The 17,970-nt window shown below is 70.3% G+C and carries 16 protein-coding genes and 2 tRNA genes; 11 read left to right on the top strand and 7 right to left on the bottom strand.

The genetic code is table 11. From position 1 onward, the window contains the following. From yidD to rpmH, 3 genes are read right to left on the bottom strand one after another with little or no spacing between them, the layout of a single operon-like run. Positions 1 to 318, bottom strand: coding sequence for a membrane protein insertion efficiency factor YidD (gene yidD / locus LE181_RS17450; RefSeq protein ID WP_225662217.1), 318 nt, complete (start codon positions 316 to 318; stop codon positions 1 to 3). After that, positions 315 to 743, bottom strand: a complete 429-nt coding sequence (gene rnpA, locus LE181_RS17445; RefSeq protein ID WP_225662216.1) for a ribonuclease P protein component — start codon at positions 741 to 743, stop codon at positions 315 to 317. Before rnpA ends, yidD begins: the two co-directional genes overlap by 4 nt. 25 nt (positions 744 to 768) lie before the next feature. Continuing rightward, the gene (gene rpmH / locus LE181_RS17440) at positions 769 to 906 is read right to left on the bottom strand and encodes a 50S ribosomal protein L34 (protein WP_003949374.1); all 138 of its coding nucleotides are present in this window, start codon (positions 904 to 906) and stop codon (positions 769 to 771) included. 425 nt (positions 907 to 1,331) lie between these two features. On the opposite strand from rpmH, the gene dnaA reads away from it, so the two are divergent. The 10 genes from dnaA (at position 1,332) to LE181_RS17390 (ending at position 14,640) form a co-directional block, all read left to right on the top strand. Next, positions 1,332 to 3,167, top strand: coding sequence for a chromosomal replication initiator protein DnaA (dnaA, locus tag LE181_RS17435; protein WP_225662215.1), 1,836 nt, complete (start codon positions 1,332 to 1,334; stop codon positions 3,165 to 3,167). A gap of 1,063 nt (positions 3,168 to 4,230) precedes the next feature. Then, positions 4,231 to 5,361, top strand: coding sequence for a DNA polymerase III subunit beta (gene dnaN, locus LE181_RS17430; protein WP_225662214.1), 1,131 nt, complete (start codon positions 4,231 to 4,233; stop codon positions 5,359 to 5,361). Positions 5,362 to 5,506: 145 nt separating this feature from the next. Continuing rightward, complete coding sequence (gnd, locus tag LE181_RS17425) at positions 5,507 to 6,385, top strand: phosphogluconate dehydrogenase (NAD(+)-dependent, decarboxylating) (RefSeq protein ID WP_225662213.1); 879 nt, start codon at positions 5,507 to 5,509, stop codon at positions 6,383 to 6,385. Between the two features lie 32 nt (positions 6,386 to 6,417). After that, complete coding sequence (gene recF / locus LE181_RS17420; RefSeq protein ID WP_225662212.1) at positions 6,418 to 7,542, top strand: DNA replication/repair protein RecF; 1,125 nt, start codon at positions 6,418 to 6,420, stop codon at positions 7,540 to 7,542. Beyond that, positions 7,539 to 8,090 (top strand): DciA family protein, encoded by a 552-nt coding sequence (locus LE181_RS17415; RefSeq protein ID WP_225662211.1) that lies wholly within the window; start codon positions 7,539 to 7,541, stop codon positions 8,088 to 8,090. Before recF ends, LE181_RS17415 begins: the two co-directional genes overlap by 4 nt. Before the next feature lie 354 nt (positions 8,091 to 8,444). After that, entirely contained in the window at positions 8,445 to 10,490 is a 2,046-nt protein-coding gene (gene gyrB, locus LE181_RS17410; protein ID WP_308103148.1) for a DNA topoisomerase (ATP-hydrolyzing) subunit B, read from the top strand. Between the two features lie 51 nt (positions 10,491 to 10,541). Next, complete coding sequence (gene gyrA, locus LE181_RS17405) at positions 10,542 to 13,172, top strand: DNA gyrase subunit A (protein ID WP_308103147.1); 2,631 nt, start codon at positions 10,542 to 10,544, stop codon at positions 13,170 to 13,172. 168 nt (positions 13,173 to 13,340) lie between these two features. Next, positions 13,341 to 14,186, top strand: a complete 846-nt coding sequence (locus tag LE181_RS17400; RefSeq protein WP_225662210.1) for a DUF3566 domain-containing protein — start codon at positions 13,341 to 13,343, stop codon at positions 14,184 to 14,186. A 73-nt stretch (positions 14,187 to 14,259) separates the two neighbouring features. Beyond that, positions 14,260 to 14,333, top strand: a tRNA-Ile gene (locus LE181_RS17395). 172 nt (positions 14,334 to 14,505) lie between these two features. After that, complete coding sequence (locus tag LE181_RS17390; protein ID WP_003958712.1) at positions 14,506 to 14,640, top strand: DLW-39 family protein; 135 nt, start codon at positions 14,506 to 14,508, stop codon at positions 14,638 to 14,640. 104 nt (positions 14,641 to 14,744) lie between these two features. Here LE181_RS17390 and LE181_RS17385 read toward each other — a convergent pair whose 3' ends face one another. Both LE181_RS17385 and LE181_RS17380 read right to left on the bottom strand, forming a co-directional pair. Further along, positions 14,745 to 15,950: a serine/threonine-protein kinase gene (locus tag LE181_RS17385; protein ID WP_225662209.1), complete on the bottom strand. Its 1,206-nt coding sequence runs from the start codon at positions 15,948 to 15,950 to the stop codon at positions 14,745 to 14,747. A gap of 51 nt (positions 15,951 to 16,001) precedes the next feature. Continuing rightward, positions 16,002 to 16,547, bottom strand: coding sequence for a helix-turn-helix domain-containing protein (locus LE181_RS17380; RefSeq protein WP_190108173.1), 546 nt, complete (start codon positions 16,545 to 16,547; stop codon positions 16,002 to 16,004). A gap of 118 nt (positions 16,548 to 16,665) precedes the next feature. Between LE181_RS17380 and LE181_RS17375 the strand changes: the two genes are divergently transcribed. Continuing rightward, a tRNA-Ala gene (locus LE181_RS17375) sits at positions 16,666 to 16,738 on the top strand. Between the two features lie 106 nt (positions 16,739 to 16,844). Here LE181_RS17375 and LE181_RS17370 read toward each other — a convergent pair. Both LE181_RS17370 and LE181_RS17365 read right to left on the bottom strand, forming a co-directional pair. Beyond that, positions 16,845 to 17,270 (bottom strand): hypothetical protein, encoded by a 426-nt coding sequence (locus LE181_RS17370; RefSeq protein WP_225662208.1) that lies wholly within the window; start codon positions 17,268 to 17,270, stop codon positions 16,845 to 16,847. After that, on the bottom strand, positions 17,267 to 17,970 hold a 704-nt coding region (locus tag LE181_RS17365), incomplete at its 5' end, for an ABC-2 transporter permease family protein (RefSeq protein WP_225662207.1). The genes LE181_RS17365 and LE181_RS17370, both read right to left, overlap by 4 nt.

Genomic DNA, 17,970 nt, shown 5'->3' with positions numbered 1-17,970 from the left:
TCAGGCTCCTTGGGCGTTGGGCTGAGTCTCGGGCTGCGCGGCGGTCCCCGCGGTGGGGTTTCCGCCCATGCGGCTCCTCAGCCGCTGGTGCCAGACCGGACGCTTCCGGGGAGGGACGTGGTCGACGCCACCGAGCGACCACGGGTTGCAGCGCAGGATGCGCCAGGCCGTCAGCACCGTTCCTTTGACCGCGCCGTGCACATCAATGGCCGTGTACCCGTAGTGCGAGCACGACGGGTAGTACTTGCAGACCGGCCCCAGCAGCGGGCTGATGGTCCACTGATAGAGCTTGATCAACCACAGCAGCGGGTACTTCACTGTGCGCTCCCTCCCGGGTGACCGGGGCTCCGGGGGTCACCCCCCGGGGGATTGCTTCGCGGCGCCCCTCCCAGCAGCCGCTGCAGCGCGGTGTCGAGATCACGGGCCACCTGCTCGTGGTCCGCCTCGCCCGCGCCCGGCAGGGCCCGCACCACCACCAGGCTACCGGCGGGCAGCAGATCCAGCCGGTCACGCATGAGGTGGCGCAGTCGCCGCTTGACGCGATTGCGGACGACGGCACCGCCGACGGCCTTGCTCACGACGAAACCCGCACGCACCGGAGGGGCGATTCCCCCAGGTGTGTGCGGGTCCGTGTTACCGCTGCGTAGGTGGACGACGAGGAGCGGGCGGCCGGCCCTGCGTCCTCGACGAACCGCGGTCGCGAAGTCCTCGCGCCGCCTCAGCCGAGACTCGGAAGGCAGCACGTCATGGACCTTGACGTCAGACTGATCAGGCCGACAGGCGGGCGCGACCCTTGCCACGGCGGGACGCGAGGATCGCGCGGCCGGCACGGGTGCGCATGCGCAGGCGGAAGCCGTGGGTCTTCGCGCGGCGGCGGTTGTTCGGCTGGAAGGTGCGCTTGCTCACTCGGGGACTCCAGAAATGAATTGATGGCGGGACATCGCCTGGCTGTCACCGTGCGCCCACGAGTAGCTCGCAACGCCCGAGTGCACCGCTTCATAATCCCGACCTTGATAGGGTCGTGATCTTTGCCCATCGGAGGCAGGCGGCAGCAGCCATCGACAACTCGACCTGGTCACGGTACGCGTGGTTACGCCATCCGGTCAAACCGGCAGTGCACCAGGGATACACCGTAGCTTCCCCGGGGCCCGGGCCGACACGAGGCTCCACGGCATGGCACATTTGTACACACCCTGTGGACAACGACTTGAACCACGCACCTCGGCCTGACTACCGTGGCTGAACTCCGAATCCTTCCCGCCCGTCCCGAGAACCACACATTCGTGGGACTCCGGGGGACCCCCTGACCCGTGACTGAGAGAGCGTGCCCTGTGGCTGACCTGCCCGCCGATCTTGCCGCAGTGTGGCCGCGCGTGCTCGAACAGCTCCTCGGCGAGGGGCGCGGCGGCGTGGAGACCAAGGACGAGCACTGGATCAAGCGATGCCAGCCCCTCGCCCTGGTGGCCGACACCGCCCTGCTGGCCGTCCCCAACGAATTCGCCAAGGGCGTCCTGGAGGGCCGGCTCGCCCCCATCGTCAGCGAGACCCTCAGCCGTGAGTGCGGCCGCCCGATCCGGATCGCGATCACCGTCGACGACTCCGCCGGCGAGCCCCCGGCGCCGCAGGCCCCCGAGCGCCCCCAGCAGCACCCCGGCCGGCACCAGGCCCCGGGGCAGGGCGGTCGCGACGCCTACGAGGGCTACGAGGGCCACGGCGGCTACGACGGCCGGGAGACCTACGGCACCCGCCCCGGCGGCGACGACCTGCCGTCCGTGCGCCCCGCCTACCCGGACTACCAGCAGCCCCGTGAGCCCGGCGCCTGGCCGCGCCACGCCGCTCCCGGCGGCCCGGGCGCGTCCGACCGGGGCGACTACGGCTGGCAGCAGCCGCGTCTCGGCAGCTTCGCCGAGAGCGAGCGCGACCCCTACGCCACGCAGTACGAGCAGCAGCAGGACTACCGCTCCCCCGCGCAGCCCGAGCGCCCGTCCTACGAGCAGCGCCGCGAGCTGCCGGACGGTCCCTCCCGCGGCCCCGCGGGCGGCGCCTCCGGCGGCCCGCGCTCCGAGCGGCCCTCGGCTCCGGCCGGGGCGTCCTCGTCCTCGGGGGGGTCGTCCTCCACGGGGGCGGCCGAGCCGACGGCGCGACTGAACCCCAAGTACTTGTTCGACACCTTCGTCATCGGTGCCTCCAACCGCTTCGCGCACGCCGCGGCGGTGGCGGTGGCCGAGGCGCCGGCCAAGGCGTACAACCCCCTGTTCATCTACGGGGAGTCGGGCCTGGGCAAGACGCACCTGCTGCACGCCATCGGGCACTACGCGCGCAGCCTCTACCCGGGCACGCGGGTGCGCTACGTGAGCTCCGAGGAGTTCACCAACGAGTTCATCAACTCCATCCGCGACGGCAAGGCGGACGCGTTCCGCAAGCGCTACCGCGACATGGACATCCTGCTGGTCGACGACATCCAGTTCCTTGCGAGCAAGGAGTCGACGCAGGAGGAGTTCTTCCACACCTTCAACACCCTGCACAACGCGAACAAGCAGATCGTGCTGTCCTCGGACCGGCCGCCCAAGCAGCTGGTGACCCTGGAGGACCGGCTGCGCAACCGCTTCGAGTGGGGCCTGATCACCGACGTGCAGCCGCCGGAGCTGGAGACGCGGATCGCGATCCTGCGGAAGAAGGCGGTCCAGGAGCAGCTCAACGCTCCGCCGGAGGTCCTGGAGTTCATCGCCTCGCGCATCTCGCGCAACATCCGTGAGCTGGAGGGCGCGCTCATCCGGGTGACGGCCTTCGCGAGCCTGAACCGGCAGCCGGTGGACCTGGGGCTGACCGAGATCGTCCTGAAGGACCTGATCCCGGGCGGCGAGGACGCCTCGCCGGAGATCACGGCGCCGGCCATCATGGCGGCGACCGCCGACTACTTCGGCCACACCGTCGAGGATCTGTGCGGAGCCTCGCGCAGCCGGGTGCTGGTGACGGCGCGGCAGATCGCGATGTACCTGTGCCGCGAGCTCACGGACCTGTCGCTGCCGAAGATCGGCGCGCAGTTCGGCGGCCGCGACCACACGACCGTGATGCACGCGGACCGCAAGATCCGCGCGCTGATGGCCGAGCGGCGGTCCATCTACAACCAGGTGACCGAGCTGACGAACCGCATCAAGAACGGCTGACGGACTGCCGGCTGACGGCCGACCGGCGGACGCCCGTCCGGGCCTCCGCCAGGCCCTGTGAGGACCTCTGAGGGCGCTTCGGGACATTTCCCGGAGCGCCCTTCCGCATGCCCGGGGCCGGCCGGAGCGCGGTACGGGCGGCGCTCCGGGGCAGCCACCACGGCAGCCGGAGAGGGGCCCCGGAGTCGCTGCAGAAGGGCCCGGATGCGGCCGGAGAGGGCTCCAGGGGCCGCCTCGGAAGGATCCGGAAGTCCTCTCGGAAGGGCCCACGACGGCCAACGAGGGCTCCGGCCGGGGCCCCGGGCCGTCCGCCGCGCCCCCAGTCTGTTCGAATATGGGCTCTGACCTGCCGGTTCTCCACAGATTCGGGCTCCATCCACGATCCACACCCTGGGGACCGCGGAGTTATCCAGAACCTGTCCACAGTCCAGGCTGTTGATATGCCATCAGGCGAGGTCAGCCGGGTGTGGATTTGTGGCAAACGGGGTTCCACAGCCTGTGGACGGCCAGGGCGCCCACAGCCGCCCCCGACGTTGTCCACCGGCCACCCACAGGTGGACCGGTGTTATACACAGCCTTTCCACATCCCTGTCCACTGTTCGGCAACGAAACGCCGGTGGTCACCGCACCGAGTGAAAGGCGTCACACCGAGCTGCCGGGTTGGGCTGTGGGCAACGTGGGTAAAGCTGGGGACAGCCCTGGGGAGAAGTGCGCCCTGCCTGTGCACCGGGTGTGCAGAACTTTTCGCGGTCCACAGACCACCCGGGTTTTCCACCGTGCCCACCCACAGGGGCAGTGGACAAAAAATCCGGGCTGACCTGCGCAAAGAAGGTTTTCCACGGTTTCCACAGGCCCTACTACTACGACCACAGAGATCAAGCGGGGAACTCGTTTCGAAGTGGGTCCTGTGCACAACTCGGCCTCGGGCCGCGCCACGCCCCGGACCTCGACTTGACCGCCAGCCGCACCGACTGTCAGCGGCGTGCGTCAGACTGGTCTCCGGCGACTGAAGCCGACGAAGAAGCCAGCAGGGCGAGCCAGCAACAAGCAGGAGGCGGTTCCGGTGAAGATCCGGGTGGAGCGCGATGTACTCGCGGAGGCAGTGGCCTGGGCGGCCCGCAGCCTCCCGGCCCGTCCGCCGGTACCGGTCCTCGCGGGCCTGCTGCTGAAGGCCGAGGACGGCTCCCTGAGCCTCTCCGGCTTCGACTACGAGGTCTCCGCCCGCGTCTCGGTCGAGGCCGATGTGGAGGAGGACGGCACCGTCCTCGTCTCCGGCCGCCTGCTCGCCGACATCTGCCGCGCACTTCCCAACCGGCCTGTGGAGATCTCCACCGACGGCGTGCGCGTCACCGTCGTCTGCGGCTCCTCGCGATTCACACTCCACACCCTGCCTGTGGAGGAATACCCGGCGCTGCCGCAGATGCCGACCGCCACCGGCACCGTGCCCGGCGAGGTCTTCGCCGCGGCCGCCGCCCAGGTCGCCATCGCCGCCGGCCGTGACGACACCCTGCCGGTCCTCACCGGCGTGCGGATCGAGATCGAGGGCGACACCGTCACCCTGGCCTCCACCGACCGGTACCGCTTCGCGGTCCGCGAGTTCATGTGGAAGCCCGAGACGCCGGACATCTCCGCCGTCGCCCTGGTGCCCGCCAAGACGCTGCTGGAGACCGCCAAGTCGCTCAGCGGCGGCGACACCGTCTCGATCGCCCTGTCCGGCTCCGGCGCGGGCGAGGGCCTGATCGGCTTCGAGGGCGCCGGCCGCCGTACGACCACCCGCCTGCTCGAAGGCGACCTGCCCAAGTACCGCACGCTCTTCCCGACCGAGTTCAACTCCGTCGCCGTGATCGAGACCGCCCCGTTCGTCGAGGCCGTCAAGCGCGTGGCGCTCGTCGCCGAGCGCAACACCCCGGTCCGGCTCAGCTTCGAGCAGGGCGTCCTCATCCTGGAGGCCGGCTCCAGCGACGACGCACAGGCTGTGGAAAGGGTCGACGCCCAGCTGGATGGCGACGACATCTCGATCGCGTTCAACCCCGGCTTCCTGCTGGAGGGCCTGTCGGCGATCGACTCCCCGGTCGCGCAGCTGTCCTTCACCACGTCCACCAAGCCCGCGCTGCTGAGCGGCAAGCCCGCGCTGGACGCCGAGGCGGACGACGCCTACAAGTACCTGATCATGCCGGTGCGCCTGTCCGGCTGAGGCCGGACGGCCGCCTCCGGGAGGCCGCAGGGGCGCTCACCCGATGAGCGCCCCCTGTCCACAGGTGTGCACGGACCCCCGGGCGTAGGCTCGGAGCAGGTACCTCCGGTACGCCCCCGCACGACTACGGCATAAAGGATCACTGATGGAGCTCGGTCTCGTCGGCCTCGGCAAGATGGGCGGCAACATGCGCGAGCGCATCCGCCGCGCAGGCCACACCGTCATCGGATACGACCGCAACCGCGACCTCGCGGATGTCCACAGCCTGCAGGAGCTTGTGGATTCCCTGAAGGGTCCGCGCGTGGTGTGGGTCATGGTCCCGGCAGGTGGCGCGACCCAGTCCACCATCGACGAGCTCGCCGAGCTGCTCTCCCCGGGCGACGTCGTCGTCGACGGCGGGAACTCCCGCTGGACGGACGACGAGAAGCACGCCGAGGAGCTCGCCGCCAAGGGCATCGGCTTCGTCGACTGCGGCGTCTCCGGCGGCGTCTGGGGCCTGGAGAACGGCTACGCGCTGATGTACGGCGGCGACGCCGAGAACGTCGCGAAGGTCCAGCCGATCTTCGACGCGCTCAAGCCCGAGGGCGAGTTCGGCTCCGTCCACGCCGGCAAGGTCGGCGCGGGCCACTTCGCCAAGATGGTCCACAACGGCATCGAGTACGCCATGATGCAGGCGTTCGCCGAGGGCTGGGAGCTCCTGGAGAAGGTCGACTCCGTCACCGACGTCCGTGAGATCTTCCGCTCCTGGCAGGAGGGCACGGTCATCCGTTCCTGGCTGCTGGACCTCGCCGTCAACGCCCTGAACGAGGACGAGCACCTCGACAAGCTGCGCGGCTTCGCCGCCGACTCCGGCGAGGGCCGCTGGACGGTCGAGGCCGCCATCGACAACGCCGTGCCGCTGCCCGCGATCACGGCGTCCCTGTTCGCCCGTTTCTCCTCCCGTCAGGAGGACTCGCCGCAGATGAAGATGATCGCCGCGCTGCGCAACCAGTTCGGTGGCCACGCGGTCGAGAGCAAGAAGTAACACCCGCAGCAGCCGGGGGAGGTCGGCGCACCATGCACGTTTCGCATCTGTCGCTGGCCGACTTCCGCTCGTACGCCCGGGCCGAGGTCTCCCTCGACCCGGGCGTCACCGCTTTTGTGGGCCCCAACGGCCAGGGCAAGACCAACCTCGTCGAGGCGGTCGGCTACCTGGCCACCCTCGGCAGCCACCGGGTCTCCTCGGACGCGCCCCTGGTCCGCATGGGCGCCGACCGGGCGATCGTCCGGGCCGCGGTCGTCCAGGACGAGCGGCAGCAGCTGATCGAGCTGGAGCTCAACCCCGGCCGTGCCAACCGGGCCCGGATCAACCGTTCCTCCCAGGTCCGGCCGCGCGACGTGCTGGGCATCGTCCGCACGGTGCTGTTCGCACCCGAGGACCTGGCGCTGGTCAAGGGAGACCCCGGCGAGCGCCGCCGCTTCCTGGACGAGCTGATCACCGCCCGTGCCCCGCGCATGGCGGGAGTGCGCTCCGACTACGACCGCGTCCTCAAGCAGCGCAACACGCTCCTGAAGTCCGCGGCCATGGCCCGCCGCCACGGCGGCCGCGGCATGGACCTGTCCACGCTCGACATCTGGGACCAGCACCTGGCCCGCGCGGGCGCCGAGCTGCTCGCCCGCCGGCTGGACCTGATAGCCACCCTGCGCCCGCTGGCCGACAAGGCGTACGAGCAGCTGGCCCCCGGCGGCGGCCCGGTCTCCTTCGACTACCGCGGCCCCGCCGGCATCGAGGACGCCCACACCCGCGAGGAGCTGTACGAAGCGCTGCTCGCGGCGCTCGGCGAGGCCCGCAAGCAGGAGATCGAGCGTGGCGTGACGCTGGTCGGCCCGCACCGCGACGAGCTGCTGCTCAGCCTCGGCCGGCTCCCCGCCAAGGGGTACGCCAGCCACGGCGAGTCCTGGTCGTACGCCCTGGCGCTGCGGCTGGCCTCGTACGAGCTGCTGCGCTCGGAGGGCAACGAGCCGGTGCTCGTGCTGGACGACGTCTTCGCGGAGCTGGACGCCCGCCGCCGGGAGCGGCTGGCGGAGCTGGTCGCGCCGGGCGAGCAGGTGCTGGTGACGGCGGCGGTGGACGACGACGTGCCCGGCGTGCTGACGGGCGCCCGGTACGCGGTCTCGGACGGCACGGTCGAGCGCGTATGAACGAGCACTCCGGAGCGGAGCAGGGCCGGCAGCCGGCGAAGACCGCCGAGCCCTCCGGCGTGGACCTGGCGCGGGTGGCGCTGCGGGCGGCCAAGGAGCAGGCCCGCGCGCGGGGCGCCGCCGCCCAGCAGAAGAAGCAGGTGCGCCGCGGCGGCAGCCTGCGCTCCGGCGCGCGCGCCGACGGGCGCGACCCGCTGCCGCTGGGTGCCGCGATCAACCGGCTGATCACCGAGCGAGGCTGGGAGAAGCCCGCGGCGGTGGGCGGGGTGATGGGCCGCTGGCCGCAGATGGTGGGCCCGGAGGTGGCGCTGCACTGCGAGCCGCAGTCGTACGACGAGGACGCCCGGGTGCTCACCGTGCAGTGCGACTCGACGGCCTGGGCGACGCAGCTGCGCCTGCTGGCGCCCACGCTGGTGGCCCGGCTGAACGACGATCTCGGCCAGGGCACCGTCAAGACGATCAAGGTGCTGGGTCCCGGTGGCCCCGGGCGTCGCTACGGGCACCTGCGGGCGCCCGGCAGCCGGGGACCGGGCGACACCTACGGGTGATCCGGCGGCCCAGGGACGCCCCGGCCGGGGCCGGACCGGCCCCCGGACCGGCGGTCCGGTGACCCCAGTGACGCCTGCCGACGGCTGAGACTGCGCTCACGGTTGCGGGCGGTTGACAGCTCGAAGCGCTGAGTGCCGCTGTGAGCCTCTTGGAGCCCCTGGCCGCATATAGGGAGTCGGCTGATGCCGGTTCAGGGCGGCACGTGAGGACTCAGGCACCGCCAAACCCCCATTCATGTCAGCGCCACCGGTACACTGGTAGTAATCCCGCCGGATCGCGGGACTCGTGGACAACCGCTGAACGACGCAGCCTCCTGCCTGCCCCGGAAACCCCCGCCGCAGCAGGGAAGGTCTGTGCTGTGCCAGAAAGGGCGCTTCGTGGCCGATTCCGGCAACCCCAACGAGAACACCAACCCCTCCGAGGCAGTGGACGCCGCCACCGGCGCCGCTGCGGGTGAGACGTCGTACGACGCCAGTGCGATCACCGTTCTGGAGGGCCTGGACGCGGTCCGCAAGCGGCCCGGCATGTACATCGGCTCCACCGGCGAGCGCGGCCTCCACCACCTCGTGTACGAGGTCGTGGACAACTCCGTCGACGAGGCCCTGGCCGGCCACGCCGACACCATCGATGTGACGATCCTGCCCGACGGCGGCGTGCGCGTCATCGACAACGGCCGTGGCATCCCGGTCGGCATCGTGCCCTCCGAGGGCAAGCCCGCCGTCGAGGTCGTCCTCACCGTGCTGCACGCGGGCGGCAAGTTCGGCGGCGGCGGCTACGCCGTCTCCGGCGGTCTGCACGGCGTCGGCGTCTCGGTCGTGAACGCCCTGTCCACGCGCGTTGCGGTCGAGGTCAAGACCGACGGCTTCCGCTGGACCCAGGACTACAAGCTCGGCGTCCCGACCGCCCCGCTGCAGCAGAACGAGGCGACGGACGAGACCGGCACCTCCGTCACCTTCTGGGCCGACGGCGACATCTTCGAGACCACCGAGTACTCCTTCGAGACGCTCTCGCGGCGCTTCCAGGAGATGGCCTTCCTCAACAAGGGCCTGCGCATCTCGCTGACGGACCTCCGCGCCGACCACGTCGACGAGGAGGGCAAGCCCCTCACGGTGGACTACCACTACGAGGGCGGCATCGTCGACTTCGTGAAGTACCTCAACTCGCGCAAGGGCGAGCTGATCCACCCGACCGTCATCGACGTCGACGCCGAGGACAAGGAGCGCATGCTCTCGGTCGAGATCGCGATGCAGTGGAACAGCCAGTACAGCGAGGGTGTGTACAGCTTCGCCAACACGATCCACACGCACGAGGGCGGTACCCACGAGGAGGGCTTCCGCGCCGCGCTGACGGGTCTGATCAATCGTTACGCCCGCGACAAGAAGCTGCTTCGCGAGAAGGACGACAACCTCACGGGTGAGGACATCCGCGAGGGTCTGACGGCGATCATCTCCGTCAAGCTCGGTGAGCCGCAGTTCGAGGGCCAGACGAAGACCAAGCTGGGCAACACCGAGGCCAAGACCTTCGTGCAGAAGGTCGTCCACGAGCACCTCACGGACTGGCTGGACCGCAACCCGAACGAGGCCGCGGACATCATCCGCAAGGGCATCCAGGCGGCGACCGCCCGCGTGGCCGCCCGTAAGGCGCGCGACCTGACCCGCCGCAAGGGCCTGCTGGAGACGGCGTCGCTGCCGGGCAAGCTCAGCGACTGCCAGTCGAACGACCCGACCAAGTGCGAGATCTTCATCGTCGAGGGTGACTCCGCCGGCGGCTCGGCCAAGTCCGGCCGGAACCCGCAGTACCAGGCGATCCTCCCGATCCGAGGCAAGATCCTCAACGTCGAGAAGGCGCGCGTCGACAAGATCCTGCAGAACACCGAGGTCCAGGCGCTGATCTCCGCCTTCGGCACCGGTGTGCACGAGGACTTCGACATCGCGAAGCTCCGCTATCACAAGATCATCCTGATGGCGGACGCCGACGTCGACGGTCAGCACATCAACACCCTGCTGCTCACCTTCCTCTTCCGCTTCATGCGGCCGCTGGTCGAGGCCGGGCACGTCTACCTCTCCCGCCCCCCGCTGTACAAGATCAAGTGGGGTCGCGACGAGATCGAGTACGCGTACTCCGACCGTGAGCGCGACGCCCTGATCCAGCTCGGCCGGGAGAACGGCAAGCGGATCAAGGACGACTCGGTCCAGCGCTTCAAGGGTCTCGGCGAGATGAACGCCGAGGAGCTGCGCGTCACCACGATGGACGTCGACCACCGCGTGCTCGGCCAGGTCACCCTGGACGACGCCGCGCAGGCGGACGACCTGTTCTCGGTGCTCATGGGTGAGGACGTCGAGGCACGGCGCTCCTTCATCCAGCGCAACGCCAAGGACGTCCGCTTCCTCGACATCTGAGCCTGTCGGCCCACGAGAAACAGCCGCAGCGCGAAAGGACTTTGAACAGCAATGGCCGACGAGACTCCCGAGACTCCCACTGCTCCCGTGCCCGAAGTGACGCCCGAGGGTGCGCCCGCGCCCCTGGAGGGCGTCGGCATGCGCGTCGAGCCCGTCGGGCTCGAAACGGAGATGCAGCGCTCGTACCTCGACTACGCGATGAGCGTCATCGTCTCGCGTGCGCTGCCCGACGTGCGGGACGGCCTCAAGCCGGTGCACCGCCGCGTGCTCTACGCGATGTACGACGGCGGCTACCGCCCCGAGAAGGGCTTCTACAAGTGCGCCCGCGTCGTCGGCGACGTCATGGGTACGTACCACCCGCACGGTGACGCCTCGATCTACGACGCGCTGGTGCGCCTGGCCCAGCCCTGGTCGATGCGCATGCCGCTGGTGGACTCCAACGGCAACTTCGGTTCCCCGGGCAACGACCCGGCCGCCGCCATGCGGTACACCGAGTGCAAGATGATGCCGCTGTCCATGGAGATGCTCCGGGACATCGACGAGGAGACCGTCGACTTCCAGGACAACTACGACGGCCGCAACCAGGAGCCGACGGTCCTGCCGGCCCGCTTCCCGAACCTGCTGATCAACGGTTCGGCGGGCATCGCGGTCGGCATGGCCACCAACATCCCGCCGCACAACCTGCGCGAGGTGGCCGAGGGCGCCCAGTGGTACCTGGCCAACCCGGAGGCGACGCCCGAGGAGCTCCTCGACGCGCTCATGGAGCGGATCAAGGGCCCCGACTTCCCGACCGGCGCCCTCGTGGTGGGCCGCAAGGGCATCGAGGAGGCGTACCGCACCGGCCGCGGCTCGATCACCATGCGCGCCGTGGTCGAGGTCGAGGAGATCCAGAACCGCCAGTGCCTGGTGGTCACCGAGCTGCCCTACCAGGTCAACCCGGACAACCTCGCCCAGAAGATCGCCGACCTGGTCAAGGACGGCAGGATCGGCGGCATCGCCGACGTCCGCGACGAGACCTCCTCGCGCACGGGCCAGCGCCTGGTGATCGTCCTCAAGCGGGACGCGGTCGCCAAGGTCGTCCTCAACAACCTCTACAAGCACACCGACCTGCAGACGAACTTCGGCGCCAACATGCTGGCGCTGGTGGACGGCGTGCCGCGCACTCTGTCGCTGGACGCCTTCATCCGCAACTGGGTCACCCACCAGGTAGAGGTCATCGTCCGGCGCACCCGCTTCCGGCTGCGCAAGGCCGAGGAGCGCGCCCACATCCTGCGCGGCCTGCTCAAGGCCCTCGACGCCATCGACGAGGTCATCGCGCTGATCCGGCGCAGCGACACCGTCGACGTCGCCCGTGCGGGCCTGATGGGGCTGCTGCAGATCGACGAGCTCCAGGCCAACGCGATCCTGGAGATGCAGCTGCGCCGCCTGGCGGCCCTGGAGCACCAGAAGATCACCGCCGAGCACGACGAGCTCCAGGCGAAGATCAACGAGTACAACGCCATCCTCGCCTCGCCCGAGCGGCAGCGCATGATCATCAGTGAGGAGCTGGCGGCGATCGTCGAGAAGTTCGGCGACGACCGGCGCTCCCAGCTGATCCCCTTCGACGGTGACATGTCCATCGAGGACCTCATCGCCGAGGAGGACATCGTCGTCACCATCACCAACGGTGGCTACGTCAAGCGCACCAAGACCGAGGACTACCGTTCGCAGAAGCGCGGCGGCAAGGGCGTGCGGGGCACGAAGCTGAAGCAGGACGACATCGTCGACCACTTCTTCGTCTCCACCACGCACCACTGGCTGCTGTTCTTCACCAACAAGGGCCGGGTCTACCGGGCCAAGGCGTACGAGCTGCCGGACGCCGGCCGGGACGCGCGCGGCCAGCACGTGGCCAACCTGCTGGCCTTCCAGCCGGACGAGAAGATCGCCCAGATCCTCGCCGTCCGCGACTACGAGGCGGCGCCCTACCTGGTGCTCGCCACGAAGTCGGGCCTGGTGAAGAAGACCCCGCTGAAGGACTACGACTCCCCGCGCTCGGGCGGCGTCATCGCCATCAACCTCCGGGAGACCGACGGCGGCGTCGAGGACGAGCTGATCGGCGCGGAGCTGGTCTCCGCCGAGGACGACCTGCTGCTCATCAGCAAGAAGGCCCAGTCGATCCGCTTCACCGCGACCGACGAGGCGCTGCGTCCCATGGGCCGGGCGACGTCCGGTGTCAAGGGCATGAGCTTCCGCGAGGGTGACGAGCTCCTCTCGATGAATGTGGTCCGTCCCGGTACTTTCGTCTTCACCGCCACCGACGGTGGCTACGCGAAGCGGTCGAACGTCGACGAGTACCGCGTCCAGGGCCGTGGCGGCCTCGGCATCAAGGCCGCCAAGATCGTGGAGGACCGCGGATCGCTGGTCGGCGCCCTGGTGGTCGAGGAGACGGACGAGATCCTCGCCATCACGCTGAGCGGCGGCGTGATCCGTACCCGGGTCAACGAAGTCAGGGAGACGGGCCGTGACACCATGGGCGTCCAACTGATCAACCTGGGCAAGCGCGATGCCGTCGTGGGCATCGCCCGGAACGCCGAGGCCGGTCGCGAGGCTGAGGGTGTCGAGGAGTTGGGCGACGCAGCCGAGGGCGACGGGTCCGAGGTGGTCGGGGGTGCGGAGCCCACGGCCGAGGACACCGAGGAGTAAGTCGTGAGTCGAGCCACGGGCACCGCCACCGGCGGTGCGGGCGCCGGGCGGAGAGGTTCCGCCAGGCCCGCATCAGAGAAGGCGGGGGCCCGTGGCCCGGCCTCCGGCGACGCGGACGGCGCGGGCTCCGGGACCGAGGGTGCCGGGCCCGCCGGCAGGGGGAGGACCATGACGGAGACCCGAGAACCGCAGCCGTACCACCCGCCGAAGGCGTACGAGCCTCCGGCGCAGCGTTCCGCATCTGATACTCCTTCCGGTTCCGGTTCCGGTTCCGGTTCCGCTTCCGGTTCCGGGAAGGCGTCCGCGCCGGAGTCCGCCGACGGTGCCGAGGGCGCCGAGGGTGGCAAGGGCCTGAACGGCGGCAAGGCCGCCGAGACGGCGAAGGAAGACAAGGCTGCCAAGGCGGCCACGGCTGCCAAGGCCGAGAAGTCCGAGAAGTCCGAGAAGGCCGACAAGGCTGCCAAGGCCGTCCAGGCCGCCAGGAACGAGGCCGCCAAGGACGCCAAGGGCCTGAAGGCGGCCAAGGCCGCCGAGGGGACCGAGGAGCCCAAGGGCGGCAAGGCCGCCAGGACGGCCGTGCGGCCCGCCGGGGAGGACCCGGCCCGCGCGGCGTCCCCCGCGGCCCGTACGGCGCCGCGTACGCGCAAGGCGAGGCTGCGCGTGTCCAGGGCCGACCCGTGGTCGGTGATGAAGGTCAGCTTCCTGCTCTCGGTCGCGCTGGGCGTGTGCACGATCGTGGCCGCGGCGGTGCTGTGGGGCGTCATGGACGCCATGGGCGTCTTCTCCGCGGTCGGCGGCACCATCAGCGATGCCACCACGGCCTCCGGCGAGAGCGGCGGCGGCTTCGACCTGGAGTCGTTCCTGTCGCTGCCGCACGTGCTGCTCTTCACCACGGTCATCGCGGTGATCGACGTGGTGCTGGCCACGGCTCTGGCGACGCTGGGAGCCTTCGTCTACAACCTCGCCGCCGGCTTCGTGGGCGGTGTCGAGCTGACGCTCGCCGAGGACGAATAGCGCCCCGATCCGCCCTGGGGCCCGGACGATTTTGGGACTGGGCCCCAAGTGCGCTAATCTTTCGGTGTCGCGAGGGGCTATAGCTCAGACGGTTAGAGCGCTTCCCTGATAAGGAAGAGGCCACAGGTTCAAGTCCTGTTAGCCCCACTCGCACGATCGGCCCGGACGGAATTCTCCGTCCGGGCCGATCGCTTTTGGGAGTTCGGCGCCCGGCGCGGCCCGGCGGGGGAGGCGGACGCAGGTCACCGATCGGTATCGGCCGGTGTGTATCATCGGCCCCCTGAGGTCCCCTTACGTCAAGGAAAGACGAGGTCGCGCGGTGAAGAAGCTGCTCCTGGTCGCACTGGCCGCCATCGGCGGGCTCCTCGTGTACCGGCAGATCCAGGCGGATCGCGCCGAGCAGGACCTGTGGACGGAGGCGACCGACTCCGTGCCCGCAGGTTCGGGTGTGTGAGTCGAGCCCGTAACAAGAGCTGGGAGAAGGTCCCGGTCGCCACGGCGGCCGGGACCTTCTCCATTTGCTTGCAATCGCAAATAAAATGATTGCGAACGTGAACTTCAGCCCTGCGTGAGCGCCCACACACCCAGGGTCAGCAGCAGCATCGCGAGGATCAGCACCGGCACCACCACTGTGGCGGGCGGACCGGCACGCCCGCGGGCCGCGGCGGGGCCGGTGACGGGCCGTCGGCCGGGCAGGGGCGGCACAGGCCGCGGGAAGGGCTGCGGAAAGGGCTCAGGGGGCGTGTAGGGGCGCGTGGGCGGATAGTTCGGCCTGGGCGGCGCGAGCGGGACGGCCCCGGCCTCCGGCGGCCCCTCCGGTCCCGGTCGTGGCGCCGGCTGTGATGCGGGCCGCGGTGCGGTCTGCGGTCGTGCCTGCGGGTGGGGCTCGGGCCCGTCCGGGCCGAAGCCCGGGGGCAGCGGCCCCAGCTGGTCGAAGACCTCGATGGGCTCCTGGTCGGCCGGCTCGTCGTCCAGCAGCTCCACGGCCGCGGCCAGGGCCTTCCGGGCCCCCGTCGCCGTACGGAAGCGGGTGTACGGGTCCGGGTGCAGCAGGCTCGCGACCACCTCCCACAGGGGCTCGGGCACCTCCACCGGCGCGTGCGGCACGCCCTGCTCCCGGAACAGCTCCACGAGCGCCTCGGCGTCCGGTTTCCGTCCCGTGAGCAGATACAGCGCCACCAGTCCGACGGCGAAGAGGTCCGCGGGGAAGTCGGGCTCTTCGCCCGACAATTGCTCGGGCGCGAAGTAACCGGGCGTACCCATAACGAAGTTGGTGTCCGTCAGTCGTGGCTCGCCCTTGCGCATGGCGATCCCGAAATCGGAGAGGCGTAAATGCGGCCGGCCCGTACCGGTCGCCTCCAAAAGCAGGTTGGCCGGTTTGATGTCCCGGTGCACCACGCCTTCCGCGTGCACCGCCGCGAGACCGGAGAGCAGCTGGTCCAGCAGGACGCACACGAAATGCGGCGGCAACGGCCCGTAGTCACCGATGAGATGGGCGAGTGATCCGCCGCCCACCATCTCCATGGTGAACAGCACCTTGTCGTCGTCCGCCGCCCAGCTCATCGGCGCCAGCACATGGGGATGGTCGATGCGCAGCGCCTGCTCGCGGACGAACCTCAGCAGCGTGTGGGCGTCGCTCTGCTGCAGCACCTTCGCCGCCACATAGCGCCGCCGGCGCTGGTCCCAGGCGCGCCAGACGGCTCCCGCCCCGCCCCGCCCGATCGGGTCCACCAGCTCGTACCGCCCCGCGAAGACCTCACCCATGTCGCGCGCGTCGCCCCCGCCCCCGTCGGCACCGGCCCCACCCCGGCACGGTCAGCTCTGGTGCGCCTCGTAGTGCGCGACCGCCTCGGCGGTCCGTCCGGCGCCGTACACCCGGAGGAACTCGGCCAGTTCGGGATGGCTGGGAGCGAGCGTCCCGGCGGCGTCGATGATGTCCCCGGCGCCCGCGACCGACCGCAGCAGAGACTGGATCTCGCGGACCACGCGGCGCACGGTCGGGGCCCCGCTGCTGGCCGTGGTCTGCGTGGAGTTGAGGACCGAGCCGCCGGAGCTCTTCTTGACCTCCTCCATGCGCTCGGCGGCCTCGGCGGCGCTCACGCTGCCGTCGGCGACCTGGCTGGAGAGCTCCTGGAGCGCCTGCACCCGCTGCACCACCGCCGGGTTGCCGATCTTCGCCCGCTGACCGCTCATCAGCTGCGAGAGCATGGGGGCCGAGAGGCCGAGGACAGAGGCGAGCCGGGCCTGGTTGAGGCCGAGATCGTCGATGAGACGACGGAAGAGCGCCCCCAACGGCTCCCCGTACCAGCTCCTCTGCAGCTCTCGTGCGCGGGCGGTGGCTTCCTGCTGTGCTGCGTCCATCTAGCTCTCCCCTTCGCTTCGCTGCAGCGAATCTTGCGGTGCATCCTACGGAGAGTGGCAGGTCCCGGCGATACCCGGTCGGGAAACACCCCCGGCACCGGGTACCCTGGTGCCCGACGGGGCCTTAGCTCAGTTGGTAGAGCGCTGTCTTTGCATGGCAGATGTCAGGGGTTCGACTCCCCTAGGCTCCACAAGGAAAACCCCCTCCGACCTGCGGAAATGCAGGATGGAGGGGGTCTTTTGCATCCTGGGCCCGGTCGCCGTGCGCAGGCGGTTGATCGCGTACGGCAACCGGGCTCAAGGGGTGGGGGAGGGCGAGGACTGCACGTGCTTGGCGCGGTCGACGCTGCAGACCTGCATCCCGAACGTCCGCAGCCGCCACATCTTCCCCGAGGAGCCCTTGATGGTGTCGGCGCTGGGGTAGCCCTTCTCGTCGTGGGCGACGTTGTTGAGGGCGTAGACCTTGCCGTCGGGTGCCGTGAAGGTGATGGCGAAGCCGCTGTAGGGGGTCGTGTTGCAGGTCACCTTTCCCTTGTCGGGCTTGAGCGGCCAGGCGGCGCCGAACTGGTCGGCGGTGACCGGCTGGGGGTTGCTCGTCGCGTCCGGCCACTTCAGGACGGCGTCCCGCTCCTGGGAGCAGCCCGTCATGAGCAGGGTCAGGGTCAGCCCGGCGACGGCCGTGATCAGCGTGCGGGCCCGGGGCGTGCGGGTGGCAAGGGTCATGAGTTCTCCGCTGCCTTTCGTGCCGCGTGAGTGATGCCGAAGGTGAACAGGGCCGTGGCCGCGATGCCGACGGGGAGCGTCAGCGCCATGCGGTGCAGGTCGAGGTAGTTGGCCCAGGAGTAGGGGATGAGCGGCCAGAGCGTCTGCTGCAGGCCGGTGCCGCCGACGAGGACGCCGAAGAGGATGCCGATGATCCCGACGACCACCGCGACCGACTGGGAGGTGCGGATGCTCAGCCAGAGGGTGAACGAGGTGAGCATGGCCCCGACCACCGCGCCGGTGAGCGCGAGGGGCCAGGCGTGACCGGCCGGAATGCCCGCCGCCAGGTAGACGAGGGCGATGACCACCGACATCAGGGCGGCGATGCCGGTCGTGACGCCCGTGAGCGCCAGGGCCGGCCGGGCCGCACCGGTGGTGCGGGAGGCGACCGCACGCCAGCCCTGACCGGCGGCGCCCCAGGCCACCAGGGCCAGCACCAGGGTGCCGATGGGCAGGACCAGCAGGGTGAACAGCTGGATGCTGGTGTCGGGGTCGTGCCAGGACAGCCACAGCGCGATGAGGCCGACCGCGCCCGGGCAGAGCCAGGTCAGGGAGGTGCCGCGCAGCGTGCCGGCCACCGCGGCCAGGACGCGGGGGCGGCCCGGCCGGGCGTGCCCGGCGGCTGCCGGGGCTGGGCCCGCGGCGGTGGCGGCACCGGGGG

Source organism: Streptomyces sichuanensis (assembly GCF_020328095.1).
Lineage (GTDB): Bacteria > Actinomycetota > Actinomycetes > Streptomycetales > Streptomycetaceae > Streptomyces > Streptomyces cinnamoneus.
The sequence above is the reverse complement of the archived record's forward strand: the minus strand, read 5'-3'. Positions and strand labels throughout refer to the sequence as shown.